We start from the raw sequence: 25910 nt of genomic DNA on the forward strand, positions 1-25910 counted from the left end.
CCGCCGCCCCGTCAGCACGAACGAATGAGAGCACTCTCCATGGGCTTTGCCGAAATTTTTGTAGCCACCCACGATGAAGCACTCAAGAGGGCAGCTGCCTTGGACCGGGGCGCCGACGTTACCGGGCCCGCCGTCAGGATTGATGGCATCACCGACTTTGAGGTCGAGCAACTGGGGGACCTTGCGGGCAAAGCCGTCCACGCTGCCGGCGCAGACTACGAGCTGGCGCTTGTGGACGTCACCAGCGATGCACTCCTTGGTGTTCCGGAGGCGATGGTGAGGGCGCTTGCCGAGCTGCTGACGTATGAAAGCGAAGGCGACGGGAACGTTCTTGACGACGTCGCTGCGGCGTGGGCAGCGCAGGACGACATGCCTTTTGGCGCGGACGAATCGCGTGAGTACGTGCAGCAGTTGGCCTCCTTGGCCACCGACGTGGAGAAGGCGGAGCGGTCAGGACTCTACGTCTGGTCTGTCTGACCGTTGGGGCCGGGAGTGGCGAAAGTCGTAATTACTTCCGGCATCTGGCACAATGGTCAGGTACTTGATTGGCGCGGCCCCTCTCTCCGTGCCCAAATCTTGTCCTTTGGAACCCCCTAGTATGGCCCGCCCCACGGGTGCAGAACGTCGGGTTCAACCCCGTTTCAGAAACAGGAGTGACCACAAAAGTGGCCGTAAAGATTCGCCTTAAGCGCTTCGGTAAGATGCGCGCACCGTACTACCGCATTGTCGTCATGGATGCCCGCGCCAAGCGCGATGGCCGTGCCATTGAAGAAATCGGCAAGTACCACCCCACCGAGGAGCCGTCGTACATCGAGGTCGCTTCCGAGCGCGCCCAGTACTGGCTTTCCGTTGGCGCCCAGCCGACCGAGCAGGTTGCCGCGATCCTCAAGATCACCGGTGACTGGCAGAAGTTCAAGGGCCTGCCGGGCCAGGAAGGCACCCTGAAGACCAAAGCTCCGAAGGAAGCCTTCGTAGCCCCGGAGAAGGGTTCCGTCATCATTCCGGAAGCCATCACCAAGAAGGCCAAGAAGGACGAAGCCGAAGCTCCGGCCGAGGCTGAAGCAGAGACCACCGAGGCTGAGTAAATTGCTGGCAGAAGCGCTCGAGCACTTGGTCCGTGGGATCGTTGACAGCCCTGAGGATGTCAAGGTCAGTGCCAGGAACAACCGCCGCGGGGAATCCCTTGAGGTGCGCGTTCACCAGGAGGACCTCGGACGGGTGATCGGCCGTCAGGGACGTACCGCACGCGCATTGCGCACTGTGGTTGCAGCCCTGGCAGGTGGCGAGCAGGTCAGGGTCGACGTCGTCGACACCGATCGTCGCCGGTAACGCGCTCAGCAATACTTGTCTTAGATCCGGCCCCTTCACCGAATATGGTGGAGGGGCCGGATTGCTTTATCGATCATTTCACTTCCGTTGCTGCCCGGCAGCGCGGGCACAACGAGAATTCAGAGGAACCCATGCAGCTCCAGGTGGCCCGGATCGGCAAACCCCATGGCATACGCGGCGAGGTGACGGTGCAAGTGCTCACCGACGCCCCCTCCGAGCGCTTCGTCGCTGGAACCGAATTCGTCGTGGAGCCGGCCTCTGCGGGCCCGCTGACCATCCGCAGCGCCAGATGGAACAAAGACATCCTCCTGCTCGGCTTTGAAGAGATTGCAGATCGCAACGCCGCCGAGGCAATCCGTGGTGCGAAGCTCTTCATCGAAACCGAAGAACTCGATGACGAAGACGACGACGAAGGCTGGTATGAGCACGAACTCGTTGGGCTGGAGGCCCGGGTTGGCTCACAGGTTGTGGGCAAAGTTGCCGCACTGACCACACTGCCGGTTCAGGACCTGTTGACGGTCAAAACGGAGGACGGGAAGGAAATTCTGGTTCCCTTCGTCGATGAAATCGTGCCTGAGGTCAACGTCGAGGACGGCTTCATTCTCATCACACCGCCTGCTGGTCTCTTCGAAATCAACGATGACACGGCCGAGGAGTCCAAGGACGGCGCCGGGGATGATGCCTGAATGAGGATCGATGTCGTCAGCATCTTCCCTGAGTACCTTGCCCCGCTTGAACTTTCGCTGATAGGCAAGGCCCGCCAGGATGGGCTCCTGGAACTTAACGTCCACGACCTCCGGACGTTCACCACTGACAAGCACCGCACCGTGGACGACACCCCTTATGGGGGCGGCGCCGGAATGGTGATGAAACCCGAGCCGTGGGCACAGGCGCTTGAGTCGGTTGCTGGGGTTCGTGAGGGCACCAAACCTGTGCTGATCGTGCCTTCCCCGGCAGGGGAGAGGTTCACCCAGGCCCTTGCCTACGAGCTCGCCGAAGAGGATCAGCTGGTCTTCGCCTGCGGGCGGTATGAGGGAATTGACGAGCGCGTCATCGACTGGGCCCAGGAGCACTTCACAGTGCGGCCTGTCAGCCTTGGCGACTACGTTCTCAATGGCGGCGAAGTTGCTGTCCTGGCCATGGTCGAAGCAATCGGTCGTTTGCTTCCAGGCGTGGTGGGCAATCCCGAATCGCTCATTGAAGAATCCCACTCGGACGGCCTTCTGGAGTATCCCGTTTATACCAAGCCATCCTCATGGCGGGAGAACGAAGTGCCTCCGGTCCTGCTCAGCGGCAATCACGGGAAGATCGCGCAGTGGCGGCGTCACGAACAGTTCCGCCGCACTGCCGAGCGCCGTCCGGATCTCCTTGAACACTTCGACGCCGGTCAGCTGAGTCGAGCGGACCGCAACGCACTCGCAGACCTGGGTTACGACGTCGTGGATGGTCGCCTGCGCCGCCGCACGGAACGCGACACCTCATAAACGCGACTGTAGTACCCGCCATCCGCCGTCGGGCATTGCGAGTCCGCTTAGTTGGCCGGATGCTGCGGCATGTGGCAGAATTAACCCTTGTGTCTGCTGGGCCAGCACCTGCCACAGGGGGAGCGAAGCCAACAGCCGGACAATCCGGTGCCGCCAATCAGTGGTGGAACCGGACACTATGAAACTTCGGCGGAGATTTCCGGTTGGCTTTGTGCCGCGGGCTTGTCTGCCGTAACCCAAAGTGGATGACCTGTGGCGTCCACCAGGAGTGGATTAACGCATATCCTCGATAGCGTAGATGCAGCCTCGCTGCGTAACGATGTTCCCGAGTTCCGCGCGGGTGACACCCTCAAGGTTCACGTCAACATCATCGAAGGCAAGAACTCCCGTGTCCAGGTATTCCAGGGCTTCGTCCTGGGCCGCCAGGGTGACGGCGTTCGCGAAACCTTCACCGTGCGTAAGGTTTCCTTCGGCGTCGGCGTAGAGCGTACCTTCCCGGTACACTCCCCGATCATCGACAAGATCGAGGTCGTCACCAAGGGTGACGTCCGTCGTGCCAAGCTTTACTACATGCGCGCACTGCGCGGTAAGGCTGCGAAGATCAAGGAAAAGCGCGACTTCGCCAAGTAAGTCCAACGACTTACGCAACGGGTCCAGGATTCGTGCCCGGTTCGTTCCGGAGCAATCCGCAACGCAACAGGGATACGAGTCATGGACACATCAGAACGCCAGCCCCGGAAACAGGGCTGGCGTTTTGTTTTACTGGCATTGGTCCTTGCCGTCGCAATCAGCGGCCTGGTCCGCTCCTTGTGGATCGACGTCTACTACATTCCTTCCGAGTCCATGGAGCCGCTGCTGGGCACCGGGGACAGGATCCTGGTTTCGCGCACGGCGTTCACCGCCGAGACCATCCAGCGTGGAGACGTCGTTGTCTTTGATGGGCGCGGATCGTTCGCCCCGCTCACCAGCGGTAGGGGTCCCCTTGTTGACGCGGCTGCTGCAGCGAGTCAGTGGTTCGGGCTCACTGGAAGCGACACCACATATGTGAAGCGGGTCATTGGGGTTCCGGGTGACCACGTTCAGTGCTGCTCCTCCGAAGGGAGCCTCACAGTGAACGGTCAGGTACTTGAGGAACCCTATGTGTACCCCGGGGACGAACCCAGCAAACAGAAGTTCGACGTCGTGGTTCCCGAGGGCCGGCTCTGGCTGATGGGTGACCACCGATCCCGCTCTGCTGATTCCCGCGGATTGCTGGGAGCACCCGGTGGGGGAATGGTCCCGGTTGACCGGGTGATCGGCAGACCCGTCCAGATTATCTGGCCCCTTGATAGATTTGCAGAGGTGCCTCGCTCCGCGCAGGCCGAACCATCAAAGAACGGACAATAAATGCCGGACAAAGTTCCCGAGAATCCCGAGCGGCACGACGACGACGCGCGGCTCTCGGACGGAACGGCTGGCGTCGCCGGAGTGGCTGAGCCCACCCCGGTCGCTGACGCTGCTGCCGATGCCGGCAACAAAACCGACGAGGGCGAAAAGCCCCGCAGGAACCCTGTCCTTGGATGGCTGAAGGAAATCGTCACGGTTGTGGCGATTGCCGTAGTGCTCTCCTTCCTTATCAAGACGTTCCTTTTCCGGGCGTTCTACATTCCTTCTGAGTCCATGGAAAGCACCTTGGACGTGAATGACCGCATCTTCATCAATCTGCTGGTGCCGGAGCCCTTCGCCTTGGAACGGGGCGACGTCGTGGTCTTTAAGGATTCGCAAGGTTGGCTGCCCGCAGTTCTGAAAAAACCGGCGGGCCCCCTTGATTGGGTAGGCGACACTTTGGAATTCGTGGGGTTGGCGGCCGACGACAATGAGCAGCACCTGGTCAAACGCGTGATTGGGCTTCCGGGTGATCACGTTTCCTGCTGTGACGCGCAGGGCCGGGTCAGCATCAATGGCACACCGGTGGACGAAACATACGTCAACCCCGCGGAAGTGCCCCAGCCCAACTCGTTTGACATCGTCGTTCCAGAGGGCAAGGTCTGGGTGATGGGAGACAACCGCAACCACTCGGCCGATTCCCGGGCGCACCAGGAAGTCAATGGTGGTTTCATTAATATCGAGGACGTTGAAGGTAAAGCCACGGTCATCGCCTGGCCCGTCAACCGGTGGACGGTGCTGGACAATTACCCGGATGTCTTCAAGAACGTTCCTGCGGGCACGTCAGGAAAGTAACGGCCATGGCAAGCACCCGGCTGAAAACCAAGACACCAACCGAAGTTCCGACCCTGGACGTCGAGCATTCCTTCCTGTCTCCCCGGGTGCGGTTGCTGGCCGGTGTGGACGAGGTTGGCAGGGGAGCCCTGGCTGGCCCCGTCAGTGTGGGAATCGCTGTGGTCAATCTCGAGGATCACGCCCTTCTGGCCGACGTCCGGGACAGCAAGTTGCTCAAGCCCGAGGACCGCGACAGGTTGGAGCCTTTGGTCCGTGACTGGGCTGTAGCGTCCGCAGTTGGACATGCGTCCGCCCGGGAAATCGATGACGTCGGTATCATAGCTGCCCTGCGCTTGGCGGGAACGCGGGCGTGGTGTGAGATTCTGGCCGGTGGCATCACGCCTGACGTGGTGTTGTTGGACGGCAGCCATAACTGGCTTTCTCCGGAAGTTCAAGCCTCACTGTTCGACACCGCACCCACAGGGCCCTGGTGTGAAGCTCCGGTCCACACAAAGGTAAAAGCAGATATGAGCTGCCTCAGCGTGGCTGCTGCGAGTGTTTTGGCAAAAGTAGCCCGCGATCGAATCATGGTTGATCTCCACTCTGAAGTACCGGCCTACGGCTGGAACGAAAACAAGGGTTACGCCACAGCAGCGCATCGCGAAGTGATCAGGCTGCAGGGCCCCAGCGCCTATCACCGGACAAGCTGGAACCTGACCGGGCCGGACGTTGTCTGACAGCTTGCTTGGCAGCGTCAGTCCTGCTGATGGCGTCCGGTGCGCGGCAGATGGTGCAAGATGGAACTATGAGCGCCGAGGACCTTGAGAACTATGAAACCGACATGGAGCTGCAGCTCTACCGTGAATACCGGGACGTTGTCGGTTTGTTCAGCTACGTTGTCGAAACTGAGCGGCGTTTCTACCTGGCCAACCATGTTGATCTACAAGCCCGCAGCGCAGACGGCGAAGTCTATTTCGATCTAACCCTGCAGGATGCGTGGGTTTGGGACGTTTATCGTTCAGCCCGCTTCGTGAAAAATGTCCGGGTCATAACGTTCAAGGACGTCAACGTCGAGGAACTTCCACGCAATGAAGATCTTGCGTTGCCCAAGGATGGTGGCCTCGGGGATCTGGGAGACCTCGGTAACTAGCACCTGCAGCCTGCGGGTACTCTTCCTCCACAAGCCAATGATGTGACGGGTTTACCCACATAGCATCAGGGCTGTCTGTCACTAGCCGCTGCCAGCGTCAAAGCTGGATAGCGGAGGTGATGCTCATGAGAGCAAAAGACATACTTGGCCGTAACGGCGAGGCGTTGGCGGCAGGATTCCTGGAACACCAGGGCATGCGGATCGTCGATCGCAATTGGCGGTGCGCCGATGGTGAAATCGACATCGTCGCATTGGAGGGTGACACCCTGGTGGTTGCGGAAGTAAAGACCCGCAGCAGCCTGGATTATGGACATCCCTTTGAGGCAGTAGGTCCGGCCAAGCTGGCACGCCTGCACCGGCTCGCTTCGTCGTGGTGCCGGGAGCATGAAGTGAATGCTCCACGAAAGCGTATTGATGTGGTGTCGGTCATCCACGACGGCATCGGGGATCCCCAACTGGAACACCTGCGGGGTGTTGGCTGATGGGGGTCGGGCGCAGCTACTGCATTGCCCTGGTTGGACTCAACGGTTACATCGTGGAGGTAGAAGCCGACATTGGCCAGACGCTCCCGGCATTCGTGATCCTGGGACTACCCGATGCCGCCCTTAACGAGGCCAAAGAACGAATACGCTCTGCGGCACAAAACTCGGGAATTCCTCTGAGCCGTAGGAAGATCACCGCAAATCTCATTCCAGCATCCTTGCCCAAACGTGGTTCAGGCTTTGACTTGGCCATCACCATGGCTGTTCTCCGTGCTGCCGAGGACATTCGTTCGATCGATGGAACAGTCTTCATTGCCGAGCTTGGTTTGGATGGCCGGCTTCGGCCGGTGAGGGGCATCCTCCCGGCAGTGATGGCTGCCGTCCAGGCGGGGTATCCGGAGATCGTCGTAGCCGAAGCAAACGTTGCCGAGGCAACGTTGGTTCCGGGGGCTCACGTCAGGGGATACCGGACTCTCGCCCGGCTCGCCTACGACTTCGGTGCGGACCCCAAGGAACTCGCCCTGGATTACGACCCGCCCGCGGGTGATCCCGGGGATGAGAATGATGACGCCGTTGGCATCGCGCCTGATCTTTCCGACGTTTCCGGGCAATCAGAAGCCCGGCGCGCGCTGGAAGTCGCGGCTGCAGGCAGCCACCATATGCTCCTGACCGGTCCACCGGGTGCCGGTAAGACGATGCTCGCAGAGCGTTTGCCGGGGCTCTTGCCGGATCTGGCGGACAAAGCAGCAATGGAGGTTACCGCCATTCACTCCCTCGCAGCGGTCCGTTCATCAACCGGCACGTTGCTCCGGAGGCCCCCGTTCGAGAATCCCCACCACAGTGCTACTGCAGCTGCCATCATCGGCGGAGGCTCGGGACTTCCCCGTCCGGGTGCTGCCTCGCGGGCACACCGTGGGGTCCTCTTCCTTGACGAGGCTCCCGAGTATGAACGACGCGTCCTGGATGCCCTCCGGCAGCCCTTGGAGAGCGGCGAACTGGTCATTCACCGTTCGGCAGGGACAGCAGCTTACCCCGCTCGGTTTCAACTGGTCCTGGCGGCCAATCCTTGCCCCTGCGGCAAAGCCTCGGGCAAGGGGATGGACTGTACCTGCACCGCAATAATGCGCAGGCGGTACTTCGGCCGAATATCGGGTCCTCTCCTGGATCGCGTCGACATACAACTCCAGGTGGAACGCGTCTCCCTTGCCGATTTTGGACAAGCCGGTACTGAAGAGGGGACGGTCGCCGTCGCAGGACGGGTGCTGGCTGCGAGGCAGAGGCAGGCCGAGCGCCTGGGGGCGTTCGGCATTGAGACCAATTCCCAAGTGCCGGGACGCACCCTGCGCGGGGAACTGAGGCTGGCACCGGGCACCACCCGCATCCTGGACACGGCCCTGGAGCGAGGCATTCTCACTGCCCGAGGCTACGACCGCGTCCTTCGCTTGGCGTGGACACTGGCAGACCTGGACCATAGCAAAATTCCCACTGCAGACCACATCGGACAAGCGCTCGGCCTCCGGCAAGCAACGGCGACGGCATGAAGGACAACGTGACGAAGGACGAAGTGACAACGGACGGCACAAGCGCAGCCGTGTTGGGAAAACAGGAAAAGGAAAGGCTTGCACGGGCAGCATTGTCGCGTCTGATGGAACCACAGGATTCCGTGGGGCTCGCCTTGGTTCATGCTGTTGGAGCCGTTGACGCGCTGGGTATCGCGACAGGCGAACTCGCTGCCGGCCCACGCTTGGAACAGGAGATTTCCAGCTTACTGACCGAAAGCGGAGGCCCGGCTTCCTGGCCGGGGCTCACGACCAGCAAACGACGATGGGCTCCACGTGTACCGGACCTCGCGCCGGACCGTGACCTGGAGACGATGAAGAGGCTCGGTGGCCGCCTGATCGTTCCCGGCGACGAGCTATGGCCTGAGCAGTTGTCGGACCTCGGCCTTCAGGAGCCTTTGTGCCTGTGGTGGCGGGGACACGAGCAGCCCCTTCCCTCAACGCGGCAGACCATCGCGCTGGTGGGGTCCAGGGACAGCACGAGCTATGGAGCATCTGTGACTGGGGACCTTGCCTACGGTTTGGCCCAACGTGGGTACTGCGTTGTTTCCGGGGGAGCGTATGGCATTGACGCCCACGCCCATCGTGGTGCCCTCCGTGGTGGGGTCGCAAACGTACCGACCATTGCAGTCATGGCTGGGGGAGTGGACCGCTTCTATCCCTCCGGGAACGAGGATCTTCTTCGTGCTGTGGCCAACCAAGGAGCCGTGATTTCCGAGGTTCCACCCGGATCTGCCCCTACAAGGTACCGATTCCTGCAGCGAAACCGCCTCATTGCTGCGCTTGCGGCTGTCACGGTGGTGGTGGAAGCACGATGGCGCTCAGGCGCACTGAACACAGCCCATCACGCCGAGAGCATAGGGAGGGTAGTGGCAACTGTTCCCGGATCCATTCACAGTGCGAATTCGGCTGGTTGCCATAGGCTGCTCCGGGATGGCGGGGCGATCTGTGTGACGGACGTCGGAGAAATTGCTGAACTGGCCGGCCGGAACGGGGAGGTGATGGTCTCCGAGAAGGATTCGCCGGCCGAACCCCATGATGGCTTGTCCTTGGAAGACCTGATACTCCTGGACGCCTTGCCGCTTCGATCGGCAAGTTCCGTGGAGAAACTCACGGTGGTTGCAGGCCTCAGCCCGGACTCTGTGCGTGCGGGCTTGGGCCGATTAGGACTGCTGGGTCTCGCATCCGCTGAACGGGGAGCCTGGAAGCGCACCAAGAATGCCTAGGCGGACGAGCAGCGAAGCATGTTGATACGCAGCGACGGTCCATATTGCTGGCAAAGTTGGAAGGGTGGACTCAGAATCATTGCCAGCATCGCTAAAGAGCGCAGTGGAGGGTTTCGAACGCTACCTCCACGGTGAACGCGCGAGGTCGGCACATACTGTCCGCGCATATCTGGCAGATGTGTACAGCCTTCTCGGATTCGCGGTCCAGGAGGGAATACGCGATCTCGATCAATTGGAGTTGGGTTCGCTCCGCCGATGGCTGGGTGCACAAAGTGAAGCCGGGATGGCCCGGTCAACTCTTGCCCGCCGTGCCGCCACGGCCAGGTCGTTTACCAAGTGGGCTCTGAGGGAGGAACTCATCGCCACGGATCCGGCCATTCGCCTGCAAGCTCCTAAACGGGGGAAATCGTTGCCTGGAGTGCTCCAGCAGCAGCAAATTCTCAGGGTCGTGGATAGCCTTGACGCTGCTGCGGCAGATGGAGGTCCTCTGGCACTCCGGGATCGTGCAATGGTGGAGTTGCTTTACGCAACTGGAGTGCGCGTTGGGGAGCTGGCCGGGCTGGACATCGATGACATGAATCCGGATAGAAGGACCCTCCGCGTCATTGGCAAGGGAAACAAGGAGCGTACCGTTCCTTTCGGAGTTCCAGCTGCCCTTGCCATCGACGATTGGCTTCGCCGGGGACGCCCGGCGCTGGCAACTGCCACGAGCGGTCCGGCTCTGTTCCTGGGTGTGAGGGGAAAGCGCGTTGACCCACGCCAGGTCCGTGCGGTTGTAGCCGTCCTGCTGCAGGAACTGGGCGATACCGCTGCAACGGGGCCCCACGCCTTGAGGCATAGCGCCGCAACCCATCTGCTGGATGGTGGGGCTGATCTTCGGGCAGTGCAGGAAATTCTTGGTCACAGCAGCCTTGCCACTACCCAGATATACACCCACGTTTCCGTGGACAGGCTTCGGAAGAGCTACCAGCAGGCACATCCGCGGGCCTGAAAATGACGCCCAAAGAGTTGCACTGGCGGAAAAGGGAAGGGTACGGCAAAATGAAAGCACCACGGCCGAACCTTCAATTTAGGGTTGAGGGTTCGTTTCGTGTCACAATCAAAGAGTCTTAGCTAATTGAATAGCCTGCAGGGTCCGTAAGAATGACAGGGCCGGGCAGCAACAGTAAACATCCGTCGCAGAGGTCGTTGGGGAAGACGTACCTACAGCTATGGAGGATGGAATGTCTGTTGCAACAACCCGCGGTGTCCTGTTCGTGCACTCGGCCCCTACGGCATTGTGCCCGCACGTTGAGTGGGCCATCGGATCGGTCGTGGACAAGCGAACCGATCTTGAGTGGACCCCTCAGCCAGCTGCGCCCGGAATGTTCCGTGCCGAACTGTCCTGGACAGGTACGCCCGGCACCGGCGCCCAGTTGGCGTCTGCTCTTCGGGGTTGGGCACATTTGCGGTACGAGGTTACTGAAGAACCGAGCCAAGGCGTGGATGGCGCACGCTGGTCGCACACACCGGAATTGGGAATCTTCCATGCTGTCACGGATGTTCACGGCAACATCATGGTCAGCGAGGACCGCATCCGCTATGCCTATGAGTCAGGAGCCGGAGATCCGTCGGCCGTTTACCATGAGCTGTCGTTGGCCCTGGGTGAAGCCTGGGACGAGGAACTGGAGCCCTTCCGCCACGCAGCTGAGGGCGCGCCGGTCCGCTGGCTGCATCAAGTCGGGTAGCAGCAACTCCTGACCGCCAAAACATCCCCATAGCAACAGCGAAGGGCCCACCTGATGGTGGGCCCTTCGCTTCTCTTCACCTCACGGCATCCGGCGAACGCAGGTCTTAGACGTTGCGGACGGCTATGACAGCGTTGTGTCCGCCAAAGCCGAAGGAGTTGCTCAGTGCGACGATGTCGCCCGAAGGCAGGTCACGCGCGGAGGTTACGACGTCGAGGGGGATCTCGGGATCCTGGTTCTCGAGGTTGATGGTGACAGGTGCCTTGCGCTCATAGACGGCCAGGACGGTGAGGACAGCCTCTACAGCCCCGGAGGCGCCCAGGAGGTGCCCCATCTGGGACTTGGTGGCAGATACGGCGACGTTGTCCACGTGAGCCCCCAGTGCGGCACGCAGGGCCGTGTACTCCGGCCTGTCACCTACGGGAGTGGAGGTGGCGTGGGCATTGACATGGACTACGTCCTCAGCCTGGATCCTGCCGTCAAACATCGCGGCCTTGAGTGCACGGGTGGCGCCCAGACCTTCGGGGTCCGGGGCTGTGATGTGGTACGCGTCAGCCGTGACCGAGGTTCCGGCAAGCTCAGCATAGATGCGGGCGCCGCGGGCGATCGCGTGCTCTTCTGCTTCAAGTACCAGGGCGCCGGCACCTTCACCCATGACAAAGCCGTCACGGTCTATGTCGTACGGGCGGGAAGCGCGCTGGGGATCGTCATTGCGGCGGGAGAGTGCCTGCATGGACGAGAAAGCCGCCAAGGGCATGGGGTGAATCGCAGCTTCGGCTCCGCCGCACATGACTACATCTGCCTTGCCTGAGCGGATCAGGTCCAAGCCAAGGTGCAGGGCCTCAGTACCGGATGCGCAGGCCGAAACAGGAGTGTGGGCTCCGGCCCGGGCGCCGAGGTCAAGGCTGACGGCAGCGGCTACGCCATTGGGCATAAGCATGGGGACGGTCATGGGCAGGACCCTACGGGGACCCTTGTCCCTGAGCGTGTCCCATGCATCAAGGAGCGTCCATACGCCGCCGATGCCCGTTGCAAACGCCACCGCCAGGCGGTCGTGGTCGATGTCCTCGATGCCCGAATCAGCCCATGCCTCCCGGGCAGCGATGACACCAAACTGAGTGGACGGGTCCATACGCTTGGCTTCCACCCGGCTCAGGACTTCCAGGGCCGGCGTCGAGCACCGGGCAGCAAAGTGGACGGGGAGGTCGTACTTGGCCACCCACTCGTCTTCGAGCGTGCGGGCACCTGAGACCCCTTTCAGCGCGTTCTGCCACATTGTGGGGACGTCGCCGCCGATGGGAGTGGTGGCCCCCAGACCGGTTATGACTACTTTGCGTGCCATGCGATCACTCTCTGTCGGATCAGCCGTCCCATCTGCAGTTTTTGCAGGGGCGGCAGGAAAAGCTTTGGGCGTTACTGCGGCTGTGCCGGGCCAGGATCAAGCATCCTGGCCCGGCACAGCTGGTACCAGGCTTAGGCCTGGGCGTTTGCGATGAAGCTGACGGCGTCGCCGACGGTCTTAAGGTTCTTGACCTCTTCGTCCGGGATGCGTACGCCGAACTTCTCTTCGGCGTTCACGACGATGGTCATCATGGAGATGGAGTCGATGTCCAGGTCCTCGGTGAAGGACTTGTCCAGCTCGACGGCTTCGGTAGCCAGGCCCGTTTCTTCGTTGACGATTTCAGCCAGGCCGGCCAGGATTTCTTCGTTGCTAGCCATTGTTGGCTCCTTTTCTTGTTGTGCCGGCTATGCCGGAAAGGGGGCAAACCGCGGTTACGGTTTGGGTTTGTAAGTCATATTCAGTTGGCTGGAGGCCACGGGGCCAGTCCAGGTCTATGGCAGAACGACAACCTGGGCGCCAAACACCAATCCGGCGCCGAAACCGATCTGCAATGCCAGCCCACCGCTGAGTTCAGGGTTCTCCTGAAGCAGGCGGTGCGTGGCCAGGGGGATGGAAGCAGCTGACGTATTGCCGGCTTGGGCGATGTCGCGGCCAATGAGGACTGTCTCGGGAAGCTTCAGCTTCTTCACCATCTCATCGATGATGCGCATGTTCGCCTGGTGGGGAACAAAAGCGGCGAGGTCGCTGGCTTCGATGCCGGCAGCGTCGAGAGCTTGCTGGGCCACCTTCGCCATTTCCCACACGGCCCAACGGAAAACAGTCTGGCCGTCCTGACGCAGCGTAGGCCAAACATCCTGTGTTGCAGAGATGATTGCGAGGTCGTCTGTTTCGTCGGAGTGGCGAGCCGATTCACCCAGCTTCTTGACGTCTTCCAGAGAGTGGGTCATTCCGATCGCGTCCCACTTGCTGCCATCCGAGCCCCACACTGAAGGTCCGATGCCGGGAGTGTCAGAGGGACCCACCACTACTGCGCCGGCGCCGTCGCCGAGCAGGAACGAGATGGTGCGTTCGTGGTTGTCGATGACGTCCGAGAGTTTCTCGGCGCCAACCACCAGAACATATTCGGCAGAACCGGAGCGCACCAGCGCATCTGCCTGGGCCACTCCGTAGCAGTACCCTGCACAGGCGGCGGAGATGTCGAAGGCGGGTGCCGGCGTCGCGCCCAAACGCTCCGTAAGGGCAGCGGCGGCCGAGGGCGTTGCGTACGGGTGGGTCACGGTGGACACGATGACAGCACCCAGCTGGGATGGTTCGATCCCGGCCTGCTGGATGGCTTCGCGGGCGGCACCTTCGGCCATGTCGATGACGCTGACGTCAGCGGCCGCGCGGTGGCGGGTGATGATGCCGGTGCGCTGCCGGATCCATTCATCGGAGGAGTCGATCCACTGGCAGACGTCGTCGTTGGTGACGATGACATCGGGGCGATAAGCGCCGATGCCCAGGATGCGGGCGTTCTCGTTGACCGTAGCTTTCTTGAGGACGGGGGTGCTCACGCTTGTCCCTCCAATTCTGCGAAAAGTGCCAGGGCCGCGGACAAATCATCCGGGGTTTTGACAGCAACTGTCTTGACGCCTGGCATTCCACGCTTGGCCAAACCAGCGAGCGTGCCGGCGGGAGCCAGTTCGATCACACCGGTAACTCCGCGGGCCGAGAGGGTCTCCATGCACTGGTCCCACCGGACGGGCCTGGAGACCTGCGCAATCATGCTGTCGACGGCGGCAGAGCCTGCCGTAACTTCCTTGCCGTCATAGTTGGACAGCAGGGGGACAGTCGGGTCCTGCGGGGACAAGGAAGGTTTCAGGGCTTCCAGTGCACTGACGGCGGGAGCCATGTGCGAGGTGTGGAAGGCGCCGGCGACCTTCAGGGGAATGACGCGTGCCTTGGCCGGCGGGTTGTCCGCCAAGGCCTTAAGCTGCTCGAACGTTCCTGCGGCCACTGTCTGGCCGGCTCCGTTCACATTGGCGGGAGTGGCGCCCGATGCCTCGATGGCGGCAAGGACCTCCGCGGGGTCGCCACCGACGACTGCACTCATGCCTGTCGGGGTAACCGCCGCTGCAGCAGCCATGCTGTTGGCCCGCTCACGGACGAAAGTCATGGCTTCCTGCTCAGTGAGGACGCCGGCAAGGGCTGAAGCCGTGATTTCACCGACGGAGTGCCCTGCGAGGACAACCGGAAGTGTGTTGAGTTCGACGTCGAACAAAGACTTGGCTGCCACCAAGCCCGCGGCCACGATCAGGGGTTGGGCTACCGCGGTGTCTTTGATGGTTTCTTCATCGGACGTGGTTCCGTGGGCCTTGAGGTCGATGCCTGCGATCTCGCTCAGGGTGGCCAATTGGCCTTCGACGGAGGGGAGTTCCAGCCAAGGGGCCAAAAATCCAGGGGTCTGGGAGCCCTGTCCAGGGCAGACGATTGCAAGCACGTATCCAGCTTTCCAAATTGCCACGTGATCCACTGGTGTTTTCGTACACCAAGCTCACTGGGTCAGTTTGTAGGAAGTCTACAACGGTTCAGTTCTGTGAACGCGATGCGTGACGCTCGGGGGCGGCTTTGGGCTGGGCCGAAAGCCGGCCCACCACCAGGGCAGTTTGAAGTACGAAAGCTTCCCTTGGGAGGAGCGGATCCCAGCCTGTCACATCGCAGACACGCTTCAAACGGTAGCGCACAGTGTTGGCATGGACGAACAATTCACGCGCTGTGGCCTCCAATGAATGCCCCAACTCAAGGTAGGTTCCCAAGGTTTCCACCAAGCCGTTTGAGGCTGCCAGCAGCGGGCGGTAAATATTCTTGATGAGTGACCGCCGGGCCGCATCATCCCCGGAAACAACGCGTTCCGGGAGGAGATCGTCCGCTGCAACAGGTCGAGGCGCCGAGGGCCAGGCGCGGGCGGCGGTAAGGCCAGCGAAGGCGGCCTGGGCCGAAGTGCTGGCTTCCAGCAACGAGCCGGCCTCCGGGCCGTAGACAACGGGGCCCGGAGCAAACAATTCACTGAGTTTTATGTACGCCGTATCGCGGTCCTGGACCCCGCCGAGGATGAGGATGAGGCGGTCACCCTGGATTCCTACAAGCGCGTCTTCTGCGAAACGGCCGGCAGTTCGCCGTAAGTCGCTGACGTAGCTGGCGCTGGGCTCCGATGGCGAGTTGCCCACCATGACGGTGAACCGCTCCTGAGCTTTCCAGCCCAGGGCCGCGATCCTTGAACGAAGGGCGTCCGTGTTTTCGCCCCGCAGGATTGCGTCCACGATCAACGCCTCAAGCCGGGTGTCCCAGGATCCCCGTGATTCCGCTGCGCGGGCATAGACATCCGCGGCCGCGAAAGCCACTTCCCGGGAGTAGCGAAGCACCGCCTCGCGCAGCGAAGGCTGGTCCGACTCAGGGGCGATCACAGGAACTTGGTCCTCGACGACCTCCACCACAATCCGGATCAGCTGCAAGGCCTTCTGCAGGCTGATGGAGCGGGTCAGTTCAGTGGGCGCATTACCAAAGACGTCGGTCAGGATCCACGACGGCGAACTGGGGCGCTCGTACCAGGTCACGAACGCGGCAATGCCATTTTGGGCCACGAGCCCCAAAGCAGAGCGTTCATCAGAGCTCAGCCGGCCGTACCAAGGCAGCGATTTCTCAAGCTGCCGCATGGTGCTGGTGGACAATTGCCCCACATTTGCACGGAGCTGCCGCAGGGTCTCCGCCTTTTCCGGCGACAATGCCTGGGTTGTTGCTTTGCGCTTTGTAGTGATTTTGCTGGGCTCTGCCATGGAACGAGCATACGGTGCATCTCAGGCAAGCTCCATTTGTGCGAAGGCTACAACTTATGTTGTCGCTGGTCACGTCATGGTGAGCGGTGAAAAGCCTTTGTTAAATGCCCGACGGCGGCCCCCACCTTCCGATGGAAGCCGCCGTCGCGGTTACTGCTTGAGTTGGTACAACCTGGACTGTTGCCCCGGTTGTCCTTCGGTTCCTGGCTTGTTAGGCGTCGCCGCCTGCTCCGCCGGTGGTGCCGGCGTTCACATCCAGTAGCCGGTACTTATCGATTGCCTTTTCCAGCGCACCTTCTTCGACTTCTCCCTTGGCGGCGAGGAGTTGGAGGGTTTTGGCGACGATGGAGTGGGTGTCGTTTTTGAAGTAGCGGCGGGCGGCTTGGCGGGTGTCGGAGAAGCCGAAGCCGTCTGCTCCGAGGGAGGCGAAGTCGTTGGGGATGAATTGGCGGATTTGGTCGGGGACGGCTTTCATGTAGTCGGACACGGCGATGACGGGTCCGGTGGTGCCGGCGAGTTGTTCGGTGATGAACGGGGTGCGGGCGGGTTGGCCGGGGTTGAGGAAGGCGTGTTCTTCGGCGGCGAGTCCGTCGCGTCGGAGTTCGTTCCAGGACGTCACGGACCAGACTTCGGCGGCGACTCCCCAGTCCTCGGCGAGGATCCGGGCGGCTTCGAGGGCCCAGGGCACGGACACGCCGGAGGCGAGGATGTTCGCGGTGGGCCTGGTGTCTCCGGTGGTGTTTTCCGGGGCGGGCGCGAGGCGGTAGATGCCTTTGAGGAGCCCGTTGATGTCCAGGTTTTCGGGTTCGGCGGGTTGGGTGATGGGTTCGTTGTAGACGGTGAGGTAGTACATCACGTTTTTATCGGATGCTGTGCCGGTGCCGTCGTTGTCGGGGCCGTACATTTCTTCGAGGCCGTGGCGGATGATGTGGCCGATTTCGTAGCCGTAGGCGGGGTCGTAGGTTTTCACGGCGGGGTTGGTGGAGGCCAGGATGGGGGAGTGCCCGTCGGCGTGTTGGAGTCCTTCGCCGGTGAGGGTGGTTCGTCCTGCGGTGGCGCCGATGATGAAGCCGCGGGTCATTTGGTCCGCGGCGGCCCAGAAGGAATCTCCGGTGCGTTGGAAGCCGAACATGGAGTAGAACACGTAGATCGGGACCAGGGGTTCGCCGTGGGTGGCGTACGCGGTTCCGGCGGCGGTGAACGCTGCGACGGCGCCGGCTTCGTTGATGCCGGGGTGGATCAGTTGCCCGGCGGGGGATTCCTTGTAGGCAAGGACGAGGTCCCGGTCCACGGAGAGGTAGTTCTGGCCTTTGGGGTTGTAGATTTTCGCGGTCGGGAAGAACGCGTCCATGCCGAAGGTCCGGGATTCGTCCGGGACGACGGGCACGAACCGGGCCCCGAAGTTCTTGTCCCGCATGAGGTCTTTGAGGAGCCTGACGAAGGCCATGGTGGTCGCGGCTTGTTGTTTGCCGGAGCCGCGTTTGGCGACCTCGTAGGATTTGGCCTCGGGCAGGGTGACGGGGGTGTGGGTGCGGCGGCGTTCGGGGACGAACCCGCCGAGTTCTGCCCGGCGTTCCATCAGGTATTTGATTTCGGGGGCGTCCATGCCGGGGTGGTAGTACGGGGGCCGGTAGAGGTCCGCGTCGAGCTGGTCATCGCTGATGGGGATGCGCAGGTGGTCACGGAAGGCCTTGAGGTCTTCCATGGTCAGCTTCTTCATCTGGTGGGTCGCGTTGCGGCCCTCGAAGTGCGGGCCCAGGCCGTAGCCCTTGACGGTTTTGGCCAGGATCACGGTGGGTTTGCCCTTGAACTCCACCGCTGCCTTATAGGCGGCGTAGACCTTGCGGTAATCGTGCCCGCCGCGTTTGAGGCCCCAGATCTGCTCATCGGTCAGGTCAGCGACCATGTCCTTGGTCTGCGGGGACTTGCCGAAGAAGTGGTCCCTGACGAACCCGCCGGACTCGGCCTTGTAGGTCTGGTAGTCACCATCGGGGGTTTCGTTCATGATTTTCACCAACGCCCCGTCGGTGTCGTTTTCCAGGAGGGTGTCCCATTCCCGGCCCCAGACGACCTTGATCACGTTCCAGCCCGCACCGCGGAAGAACGCCTCCAGTTCCTGCATGATTTTGCCGTTGCCGCGCACGGGCCCGTCCAGGCGCTGGAGGTTGCAGTTGATCACGAAGTTCAGGTTGTCCAGGTTCTCGTTCGCTGCCAGCTGCAGCAACCCGCGGGACTCGGGCTCGTCCATTTCCCCGTCGCCCAGGAACGCCCAGACCTGCTGCTCGGAAGTGTCCTTGATGCCGCGGTTGTGCAGGTACCGGTTGGACTGGGCCTGGTAGATCGCGTTCATCGGACCGATGCCCATCGACACGGTGGGGAATTCCCAGAAGTCCGGCATCAGGCGCGGGTGCGGGTACGAGGACAGGGCATGGCCCTGCTTGGACTTTTCCTGACGGAACCCGTCCAGGTCCTCCTCGGAGAGACGGCCTTCCATGAACGCCCGGGCGTACATGCCCGGGGACGCGTGTCCCTGGAAGAACACCTGGTCCCCGCCCGAGGGGTGGTCCTTGCCGCGGAAGAAATGGTTGAATCCGACCTCGTACAGGGTCGCCGCGCCGGCATAGGTGGAAATATGCCCGCCCACCCCGATATCGGCCCGCTGCGCGCGGTGGACCATGACCGCGGCGTTCCAGCGCATGTACGCACGGTACCGGCGCTCGAACTCCTCGTTCCCCGGGAATTCTGCTTCCTGGTCCACCGGGATCGTGTTCACATAATCAGTGGTCGTCACCATCGGCACACCCACCGACCGGGCACCGGCACGCTGCAACAACGAACGCATAATGTACTGGGCACGCTCCGTGCCCTGCTCCGCGATCAACGCATCAAGGGACTCAATCCACTCTGCGGTCTCTTCCGGATCACGATCAGGCAGCTGGGCAGTCAACCCGCTGAGGATGTGTGAGGTCTCTTCTCCTGCAGCCACGTCCAACCTTCCTTTAGGCGCATGCATCGGCGCCTCAGGTCTGGCAGGGTAACTGCCCGTCATGAACGCGTCGTGTGCGACATCTCGGTTTCAACAGCCCGGTCGGATGCGCCGGGCAGGTCTTGTGAGCGCATGGCTGCCCAGTAGAATTCCTCGGGGCGATCGCCCTGCAGCCAAAGCGCTCATGGCCACTCTAGCTTTGACAGCGCTGGGATGCGTAGCCGTGGGGCTTCAGGGGCGTTGTATGTCACATCTTGGTGCTCTCCGTGACGGATGCCACGTGATTGTCACAGCCTCGAAACACCCTAGGTAGTGCGGAATATGCGTCATCGCAGGGACAATGGCTTGAAGCACACGCCCAAAGGGTGTTGGCTGTTAGTAATGGAAGTCACTTCAAAAGGAGGAAACGTGAGCGAGGCCGACGCCGCCACATCGGTAAATGTGGCGGAAAGATTGGGTTTCAAAGACGGGGATCTGATTCAGGAACGCGGCTACGACGACGACGTCGATTTCGACTTGCGTGACGACATTGAAGATGTCACGGGCTCTGAGCTGTTGGATGAAGATGATCATGACGTCGTAGACGCTGTTATTTGCTGGTGGCGGGACGGCGATGGTGACCTGGTCGATGCTCTGATGGATTCGCTCACCACCTTGAAAGAGGGCGGCGTGGTGTGGGTTCTTACCCCCAAATCCGGCCGCGACAACTACGTCTCTCCGGCGGACATCCAGGACGCGGCGCCCACCTCGGGGCTGCACCTGACCACTTCTGCCCCGGTATCCAAGGACTGGAGCGCCACCCGCCTGGTGCCGAAGAAGAACAAGTGACGGAAGTCCAGCAAGCGCCGGCCCCCGTGCTCGTTCCCGGGATCGGAGAGGTAGCGCCTGACTTTGAACTGCTGAATCAATATGGCGAGCCGGTCCGTTTGTCGGATTTCAGGGGTCGCAACGTTGTGGTGGTGTTCTATCCGTTCGCTTTCTCCGGCATCTGCACGGGAGAACTGTGTGAGATTCGCGACAATATCGGCGCCTTCGAAGACTCGAACGCCACGGTCCTTGCGATCTCCGTAGACAGCAAATTTGCTTTGCGCGCGTACGCGGAGCAGGAACGCTACGAGTTCGATCTTTTGGCTGATTTCTGGCCACATGGAGCTGCGGCACAGGCTTACGGTGTCTTTGATCCCCGGAGCGGGATGGCTCTTAGGGGAACGTTCATCATTGATGCCGAAGGATTGATCCGTTACGTGGTGGTCAATCCGCGCGGACAGGCGAGGGACCTCGCTGGCTACCGCCAGGCGCTCTCTGAATTGAGTGTGCAGCAGGGGTGAACCAAGTGCGGCCCGGTGTTGGTATGACCGGCTTCGCCAGCATGGAGCCGGCTATCGCGGCCACCTTGGAGGCCGGGGAAGAGGCGGCGTTGAAGGAGGCCCTGGACATCCTTGGCGGCAAGCGCCTGGCCATGCTCACCGGGGCCGGACTGAGCACCGATTCGGGTATTCCGGACTACCGGGGACCTGGTTCAGCGCCACGGAGCCCCATGACCTATCAGGAATTCATCGGCAGTGCTGCCAATCGACGGCGGTATTGGGCCCGGAACCATATCGGCTGGTCCCACCTGCGGCATGCTGATCCAAATACCGGCCACGCCGCCGTCGCCCTCATGGAACGGCGAGGTCTGCTGACCGGCCTCATCACCCAAAACGTCGACAGACTCCATGAGGACGCCGGGAGCACTAATGTTGTGGATCTGCATGGGCGCTTCGATCAGGTGATTTGCCTTGAGAACGGACACATTTTTTCCAGAAAGCTGCTCGCCGCCATCCTTGAGGAGCTGAATCCGGGGTTCGTAGCAGCCGCGCTTGAGGCGGGTGTGGTGGAGATGGCACCCGACGCTGACGCCACCGTGGAAGATCCCGAACTTATCAAGTCATTCGTGGTGGCAGTCTGTCCTGTCTGCGGCGGCACGCTGAAGCCTGACTTCGTCTACTTTGGCGAAAATGTTCCTAAAACCCGCGTCGAACGGGCTTATGCCATGGTGGACGCAGGCGAAGCTCTCTTGGTTGCCGGCTCCTCGCTCACGGTGATGAGTGGGTTGAGGTTCGTGCGCCATGCGGCGAAGGCAAGCAAGCCGGTGGTCATCATCAACAGGGGAATCACGCGAGGTGACGAATTTGCCGCGCTGAAACTTGAAGTGGGAGTGAGCGGCGCCCTGGATTATCTCGCGCGGAATTTGCCTGACCTTCCTGTAGCGGAGGACTCGATTGGTGTTTCGCCCGAATGATCATGTAGAGTCATTGTTCGTTGGTTGAAGCGCTAAGGCACTGATACTGAACTTTGGGTCTTTAGCTCAGCTGGTAGAGCGCCACGTTTACACCGTGGATGTCATCGGTTCGATCCCGGTAGGACCCACCAAGAAACCCCGTCATCCAGGACCGCAAGGTTCGAAGATGGCGGGGTTTTCCTTTTCCGAAAAAGGCACCTGACAAAAAAGTCAGTGCCCACGCCTAATGTCTGGCTTATGGAACAGGTATACATCCGCACTACAGGGGGCGGCACGGCAACTACAGTGGTCCGGGGCGGCCGGGAATGGCAGATTGCCGAAGAGCCATTCCGATGGTTCGAGAGGGTGCCGTGGTGGGAGAGCTCCAAGCGAATGCCCCGGGGGCAGGGCCGCGTGGATGTTGAGGTCTTGCAAGTCCAGGTGCGGCTGGGAAGCAACGCCATGTCCAGCCTGGCAACCTGGGAACTCGTGCGGGACGGAAGCGGTGGCGGCTGGTACCTGCGTGGCGAGGAGCGGGCGGCTGCGTAGGATTCGCGCCGGGAAATGGATGAGCTCTCCACCACGACTATTGGGGGATGCCGCGGTGGAGAGCTCGAAAATGAATATACAGCGAACTTTTCGGTTTGGAAAGTAAAGCCCTCCTTAAGGCCTTGTGTGTCGATAAAGTCCCCATTCCTCCCGGCAGGACAGCAGGCAATCACACTATGATGGGTAGTGTTCAGCTGAATGAACAGCCGTTAGACACGACGTCCGGTTTGATATGACGAAGGAGAATCATGGCCGATTCCCGCACTGCCCGGTCCGAAGGACTGGGCGCCTCATCGCCGGCACCTGCGGTCACCCGCGCCGCGGCCGTTCTGGAAGCATTGGCAGAATCGCCGTCGGGCCGCCTCACCCTGAGTGATCTGTCCAGGGAGTTGGGAATCCCTAAATCGTCCACGTCCAATCTGCTGCTGGCACTGGAAGAAGCGCGGCTTATTACCAGGCAGGGCGCGGACTTTGGCTTGGGGCGAAAGCTCGTGGAGCTGGGCGCAGCCTACTTGAGCCGTTTGGACGAAGTGCAGGAGTTCTACAAGTACTGTGAACAGGCACCCACGCTGTCCGGAGAAACTGTCCGCATTGCCATGTTGGACGGGGACCATGTCATTTACCTTGCCCGCTATGAGGGTCATCCTGCAGTTCGACTGACCTCCAACATAGGCGACAAGATGCCGGTCTCCCTCTGCAGTGTAGGAAAGGCGCTCCTGGCGCAATTGCATGATCACGACATCGATGCCATGTTCCCGGATGGCATGGAACTTCCGGTCATGACGCCCAACTCACTGCGCACTGCCGAGGAACTGAAGGCGCAGATCGCCACGATCCGCAAGCAGGGTTTTGCCTTTGAAGACGAAGAATCCACCGTAGGCGTGGTGTGCCTTGCCGTTCCGGTGCCCACCCACGGTGCACATGGTCCCAGCCTGGGGCTCTCAGTCACTGCACTGAAAGCGACGTATTCAGAGGAGCAGGGTGCGCTCATGGTCAAGGAACTCAAGGAACTGGCCCGTTCCCTGGGGAATCCGATGGGTTGATGCGGTGCTGCACGTCACAATCGTCGGGTTTTGAATAAATCTGATTTCAATCTTGGCGCTGCGTTCAACAAGCTGTACTCTGTTCACCATAGTGATCTTGGCGGTGATGCCATCGCTATCTCGCCGGGCCAACGGGGGCCTGGGGTGATTTTGAGGGAGTGCTTGTGACAACTCGTACTAATGCAAAGCTCGCAGCTGAGGCTGACGATGCAGTGGTTGAGCCGGAACAGCTTCGCAGGGCGACGCTGGCCAGCTCCGTGGGTTCTGCCCTGGAGTACTACGATTTCTACATTTATGGCCTGGCCTCGGCCTTGATCTTCGGGCCTCTGTTCTTCAAACCCTTGGGTGAGAGTGGGGCTTTGATCGCGTCCTTTGCCACCTACGGCGTGGGATTTGCGGCCAGGCCGTTCGGCGGTATTTTCTTCGGATTCATCGGAGACAGGTTTGGCCGCAAAATGGTCCTCCTGCTGACAATTGGCATGATGGGACTCGCAAGCTTTGCCATCGGCCTGCTGCCCACCTTTGAGCAGGCCGGAATGCTCGGCGCTGTACTCCTGGTGACGTTGCGCATCATCCAGGGCTTGGGTGCCGGAGCGGAACAGGCTGGAGCCACAACCCTGATATCAGAAGTGGCTCCGCCGAAGCGTCGCGGGTACTTCGCGTCGCTGCCATTCGTGGGCATTCAGCTCGGCACGCTCCTGGGCGCCGGAACTTTCGCACTGTTGCAGTTGGCGGATAGGGATGCTTTCGAGGCGTGGCTCTGGAGGGTGCCGTTCCTTGCCAGCTTTGTCCTGATCATTGTTGCCGTCTTCATTCGCCTGAGGTTGAAGGAAACCCCGGTATTTCAGGAATTGGAGAAGCACAAGAATGTGGTCAAGAACCCTGTCGGTCAACTTTGGAAGCACTCCAGAAGGAACGTGCTGGTTGGTATAGGACTCCGTATGGGAGAGAACGGCAACTCTTCCATCTATTCGGCTCTGCTGATCTCCTTCATGTCGGTCAAGGAAGGTGTCTTCCCTGGAGACAAGTTCATTGGTCCTGTGGGACTTCTGATTGCGGCTGGATTCGCAGCCGTCATGGTGGTGACTTTCGGAGCACTGTCTGACCGCTTTGGCCGCGTGCGGGTTTACCGCTATGGTGCCTTGTTCCAGGCGGTCTTTGCCATCCCCGCTTTCTATCTGGTGACTCTCGGAAACGTGACCCTCGTATGGGCAGTCATGGTGGTTGGTATCGCGCTGGGGGTCCAGTCCATGCTTGGCCCGCAGTGCCCGTTGCTACCTGAACTGTTTGGTTCCCAGTACCGCTTCACCGGAGTTGCGCTCAGCCGGGAAATCTCCGCAGTGCTGGCCGGCGGCCTTGTGCCCCTGCTCGGCGCCATCCTCCTGGCAGCCACGCATAACTCCTGGGTTGTTCTCGCGGTCTACTCGCTCGTGTTGGCGCTGATTTCCTTCATCACCACATTCTTTACGCCTGAAACAGCTGGGCGGGACCTTCTTTCCCTTGAGGACGCGAAGTAGCCCACTGGCAGCTGCCAAGCATTGGCGCAGAAAAACATCGGCGCAAGAAAGGCTCCGACCCCTTGGGGTCGGAGCCTTTTGCATCAGAGCTTAACGGGCCTAGTAGAAGTGGACCGGATCCACCAGGTGGGGAAGGTCGCCACCGTCCAGGAACGTGCGGAGGTTGCCGCAGAAGCGTTCCGCGATGAGGCGGTTTTCGGCGGAGCTCAGTGCAGACGTGTGCGGCGATACCAGCACCTTGGGGTGGTTCCACAGGGGGCTGTCCTGCGGGAGCGGCTCGACGGCAAAGACGTCCAGGCAGGCATAGCCAACCTGGCCGCTGTTGAGGGCCTCAAGAAGGGCGTCCTCGTCCACCACTGTGCCACGGCCAACGTTGACGAACACGGTACCCGGCTTCATTGCGGAGAAGATGTCGGTGCTGAACAGCTTCTCCGTGTACGGAGTGCCGGGAAGGGTGTTCACTACAGCGTCAGCGTCGGCAACCAGACCCGCAAGGCCGTCATTGTTGGTGACCTTGTCGATGCCTTCTATGGCCTCTACGTTGCGTTTGGTGCCGCTGACCTTCATCCCCAGGGCACGGGCAATACGTGCGGTTTCCATGCCGATCTCGCCAAGCCCGGCAATGACCACCTTGGATCCGTTGACCAACTTGGTGGGTGTTCGCAACTCGGGCCAAACCTTGGCCGCTTGGTCCTGGGCCATTTCGGCGCTGCGCTTGAAGCCGTTAAGGATGCCAAAGGCGGAGAATTCCGCGAGCGGCAACGCGTGGACTCCGGCCGACGTAGTGACGCGGAATTTTCGGAGCGTCTCAGTATCCAGCCCCGAAGCCTTAACGGCTCCGCCGGCCCCAGCGGCCATGGCGTGAATCCATTGAAGGTGGGGATTGCTCCGGGCAATCCGGGCAAGGCCGGCGGGGCTTTCGTTAGGGAAGCCGTACAGAACCTGGGCCCGGTTGAGCATGGCCCAGTAGCGTTCTTCCTGCTCTGGCGTCCGCTTGAAATCCGGGTCCCCGCTGTGGTCGGCAGGGAAGCGCTCGGGCGGAAGGAGATCTGGTTCGTACAGGACAGTTACGGCAGGATCCACGGCGCGAATACGCTCCACATGCTCAACTTCGAGCGGTACAGCGATCGCGATGGTAAGTTCATCAGTCGTCATAGTGTTCATCATACTGAATGGAGGCTAGGATATTGAACAGTTGATTTTGATTGGGACAAACTTTTGATGGACACAAAGAAGTGAGGTTCT

The 25910-nt window shown here is 61.1% G+C and carries 28 protein-coding genes and 1 tRNA gene; 22 read left to right on the forward strand and 7 right to left on the reverse strand.

Going from position 1 to position 25910, the window contains the following annotated elements; translation table 11 throughout:
- Positions 1 to 24 precede the first annotated feature (24 nt).
- From ACTAQJ_RS01810 to ACTAQJ_RS01880, 15 genes are all read left to right on the forward strand, one after another.
- Complete coding sequence (locus ACTAQJ_RS01810; RefSeq protein ID WP_498700317.1) at positions 25 to 477, forward strand: hypothetical protein; 453 nt, start codon at positions 25 to 27, stop codon at positions 475 to 477.
- 188 nt (positions 478 to 665) lie between these two features.
- On the forward strand, positions 666 to 1085 hold the full coding sequence (gene rpsP / locus ACTAQJ_RS01815) for a 30S ribosomal protein S16 (RefSeq protein WP_017199647.1): 420 nt from the start codon (positions 666 to 668) through the stop codon (positions 1083 to 1085).
- A 1-nt stretch (position 1086) separates the two neighbouring features.
- Entirely contained in the window at positions 1087 to 1329 is a 243-nt protein-coding gene (locus tag ACTAQJ_RS01820; protein WP_144659985.1) for an RNA-binding protein, read from the forward strand.
- A 131-nt stretch (positions 1330 to 1460) separates the two neighbouring features.
- Entirely contained in the window at positions 1461 to 2015 is a 555-nt protein-coding gene (gene rimM, locus ACTAQJ_RS01825; protein ID WP_498700320.1) for a ribosome maturation factor RimM, read from the forward strand.
- A complete protein-coding gene (gene trmD / locus ACTAQJ_RS01830; protein WP_477515161.1) occupies positions 2016 to 2813 on the forward strand; it encodes a tRNA (guanosine(37)-N1)-methyltransferase TrmD in 798 nt (265 codons plus the stop codon). It begins immediately after the preceding gene.
- Positions 2814 to 3065: 252 nt separating this feature from the next.
- The gene (gene rplS / locus ACTAQJ_RS01835) at positions 3066 to 3443 is read left to right on the forward strand and encodes a 50S ribosomal protein L19 (RefSeq protein ID WP_498700323.1); all 378 of its coding nucleotides are present in this window, start codon (positions 3066 to 3068) and stop codon (positions 3441 to 3443) included.
- An 81-nt stretch (positions 3444 to 3524) separates the two neighbouring features.
- The gene (gene lepB / locus ACTAQJ_RS01840) at positions 3525 to 4199 is read left to right on the forward strand and encodes a signal peptidase I (RefSeq protein WP_477515162.1); all 675 of its coding nucleotides are present in this window, start codon (positions 3525 to 3527) and stop codon (positions 4197 to 4199) included.
- Positions 4200 to 5033: a signal peptidase I gene (gene lepB / locus ACTAQJ_RS01845; RefSeq protein ID WP_477515163.1), complete on the forward strand. Its 834-nt coding sequence runs from the start codon at positions 4200 to 4202 to the stop codon at positions 5031 to 5033.
- Positions 5034 to 5038: 5 nt separating this feature from the next.
- Positions 5039 to 5749 (forward strand): ribonuclease HII, encoded by a 711-nt coding sequence (gene rnhB / locus ACTAQJ_RS01850; protein WP_477515164.1) that lies wholly within the window; start codon positions 5039 to 5041, stop codon positions 5747 to 5749.
- A gap of 68 nt (positions 5750 to 5817) precedes the next feature.
- The gene (locus ACTAQJ_RS01855; protein WP_216923842.1) at positions 5818 to 6162 is read left to right on the forward strand and encodes a DUF2469 domain-containing protein; all 345 of its coding nucleotides are present in this window, start codon (positions 5818 to 5820) and stop codon (positions 6160 to 6162) included.
- A gap of 116 nt (positions 6163 to 6278) precedes the next feature.
- The gene (locus tag ACTAQJ_RS01860; RefSeq protein ID WP_477515165.1) at positions 6279 to 6644 is read left to right on the forward strand and encodes a YraN family protein; all 366 of its coding nucleotides are present in this window, start codon (positions 6279 to 6281) and stop codon (positions 6642 to 6644) included.
- A complete protein-coding gene (locus ACTAQJ_RS01865; protein ID WP_498700327.1) occupies positions 6644 to 8185 on the forward strand; it encodes a YifB family Mg chelatase-like AAA ATPase in 1542 nt (513 codons plus the stop codon). The genes ACTAQJ_RS01860 and ACTAQJ_RS01865 overlap by 1 nt, the downstream gene beginning before the upstream one ends.
- Positions 8182 to 9429 (forward strand): DNA-processing protein DprA, encoded by a 1248-nt coding sequence (dprA, locus tag ACTAQJ_RS01870; protein ID WP_498700329.1) that lies wholly within the window; start codon positions 8182 to 8184, stop codon positions 9427 to 9429. The genes ACTAQJ_RS01865 and dprA overlap by 4 nt, the downstream gene beginning before the upstream one ends.
- 64 nt (positions 9430 to 9493) lie before the next feature.
- Positions 9494 to 10420 carry a tyrosine recombinase XerC gene (locus ACTAQJ_RS01875; RefSeq protein ID WP_431115518.1) on the forward strand — a complete coding sequence of 309 codons (927 nt, stop codon included), beginning with the start codon at positions 9494 to 9496 and terminating at the stop codon, positions 10418 to 10420.
- A 232-nt stretch (positions 10421 to 10652) separates the two neighbouring features.
- Complete coding sequence (locus ACTAQJ_RS01880) at positions 10653 to 11156, forward strand: DUF3145 domain-containing protein (RefSeq protein ID WP_216923837.1); 504 nt, start codon at positions 10653 to 10655, stop codon at positions 11154 to 11156.
- Between the two features lie 106 nt (positions 11157 to 11262).
- Here the strand turns inward: ACTAQJ_RS01880 and ACTAQJ_RS01885 are convergent, their stop codons facing one another.
- From ACTAQJ_RS01885 to aceE, 6 genes are all read right to left on the reverse strand, one after another.
- On the reverse strand, positions 11263 to 12498 hold the full coding sequence (locus ACTAQJ_RS01885) for a beta-ketoacyl-[acyl-carrier-protein] synthase family protein (protein ID WP_431115517.1): 1236 nt from the start codon (positions 12496 to 12498) through the stop codon (positions 11263 to 11265).
- Positions 12499 to 12629: 131 nt separating this feature from the next.
- Entirely contained in the window at positions 12630 to 12875 is a 246-nt protein-coding gene (locus tag ACTAQJ_RS01890) for an acyl carrier protein (RefSeq protein WP_011692310.1), read from the reverse strand.
- Between the two features lie 114 nt (positions 12876 to 12989).
- Positions 12990 to 14051, reverse strand: coding sequence for a beta-ketoacyl-ACP synthase III (locus ACTAQJ_RS01895; protein WP_498700333.1), 1062 nt, complete (start codon positions 14049 to 14051; stop codon positions 12990 to 12992).
- A complete protein-coding gene (locus ACTAQJ_RS01900; RefSeq protein WP_431115514.1) occupies positions 14048 to 14977 on the reverse strand; it encodes an ACP S-malonyltransferase in 930 nt (309 codons plus the stop codon). Before ACTAQJ_RS01900 ends, ACTAQJ_RS01895 begins: the two co-directional genes overlap by 4 nt.
- An 88-nt stretch (positions 14978 to 15065) precedes the next feature.
- On the reverse strand, positions 15066 to 16310 hold the full coding sequence (locus ACTAQJ_RS01905; protein WP_498700335.1) for a PucR family transcriptional regulator: 1245 nt from the start codon (positions 16308 to 16310) through the stop codon (positions 15066 to 15068).
- Between the two features lie 211 nt (positions 16311 to 16521).
- Positions 16522 to 19323, reverse strand: a complete 2802-nt coding sequence (aceE, locus tag ACTAQJ_RS01910) for a pyruvate dehydrogenase (acetyl-transferring), homodimeric type (protein WP_498702138.1) — start codon at positions 19321 to 19323, stop codon at positions 16522 to 16524.
- A 381-nt stretch (positions 19324 to 19704) separates the two neighbouring features.
- Between aceE and ACTAQJ_RS01915 the strand changes: the two genes are divergently transcribed.
- The 7 genes from ACTAQJ_RS01915 (at position 19705) to ACTAQJ_RS01945 (ending at position 24665) form a co-directional block, all read left to right on the forward strand.
- Positions 19705 to 20124: a DUF3052 domain-containing protein gene (locus tag ACTAQJ_RS01915; protein ID WP_431115512.1), complete on the forward strand. Its 420-nt coding sequence runs from the start codon at positions 19705 to 19707 to the stop codon at positions 20122 to 20124.
- Positions 20121 to 20624 carry a peroxiredoxin gene (locus ACTAQJ_RS01920; RefSeq protein ID WP_498700336.1) on the forward strand — a complete coding sequence of 168 codons (504 nt, stop codon included), beginning with the start codon at positions 20121 to 20123 and terminating at the stop codon, positions 20622 to 20624. The genes ACTAQJ_RS01915 and ACTAQJ_RS01920 overlap by 4 nt, the downstream gene beginning before the upstream one ends.
- 23 nt (positions 20625 to 20647) lie before the next feature.
- Entirely contained in the window at positions 20648 to 21577 is a 930-nt protein-coding gene (locus ACTAQJ_RS01925; RefSeq protein WP_498700338.1) for an NAD-dependent protein deacetylase, read from the forward strand.
- A gap of 55 nt (positions 21578 to 21632) precedes the next feature.
- Positions 21633 to 21708: transfer RNA gene (locus ACTAQJ_RS01930), tRNA-Val, on the forward strand.
- 106 nt (positions 21709 to 21814) lie between these two features.
- Entirely contained in the window at positions 21815 to 22105 is a 291-nt protein-coding gene (locus ACTAQJ_RS01935) for a hypothetical protein (RefSeq protein WP_477516305.1), read from the forward strand.
- A gap of 248 nt (positions 22106 to 22353) precedes the next feature.
- On the forward strand, positions 22354 to 23148 hold the full coding sequence (locus ACTAQJ_RS01940; protein ID WP_431115508.1) for an IclR family transcriptional regulator: 795 nt from the start codon (positions 22354 to 22356) through the stop codon (positions 23146 to 23148).
- 158 nt (positions 23149 to 23306) lie between these two features.
- The gene (locus ACTAQJ_RS01945) at positions 23307 to 24665 is read left to right on the forward strand and encodes an MFS transporter (protein ID WP_498700341.1); all 1359 of its coding nucleotides are present in this window, start codon (positions 23307 to 23309) and stop codon (positions 24663 to 24665) included.
- Between the two features lie 99 nt (positions 24666 to 24764).
- Here the strand turns inward: ACTAQJ_RS01945 and ACTAQJ_RS01950 are convergent, their stop codons facing one another.
- Positions 24765 to 25832, reverse strand: coding sequence for a D-2-hydroxyacid dehydrogenase (locus ACTAQJ_RS01950; protein ID WP_498700343.1), 1068 nt, complete (start codon positions 25830 to 25832; stop codon positions 24765 to 24767).
- Between the last annotated feature and the right edge of the window lie 78 nt (positions 25833 to 25910).

It is taken from the genome of Arthrobacter sp. alpha11c, assembly GCF_054149985.1.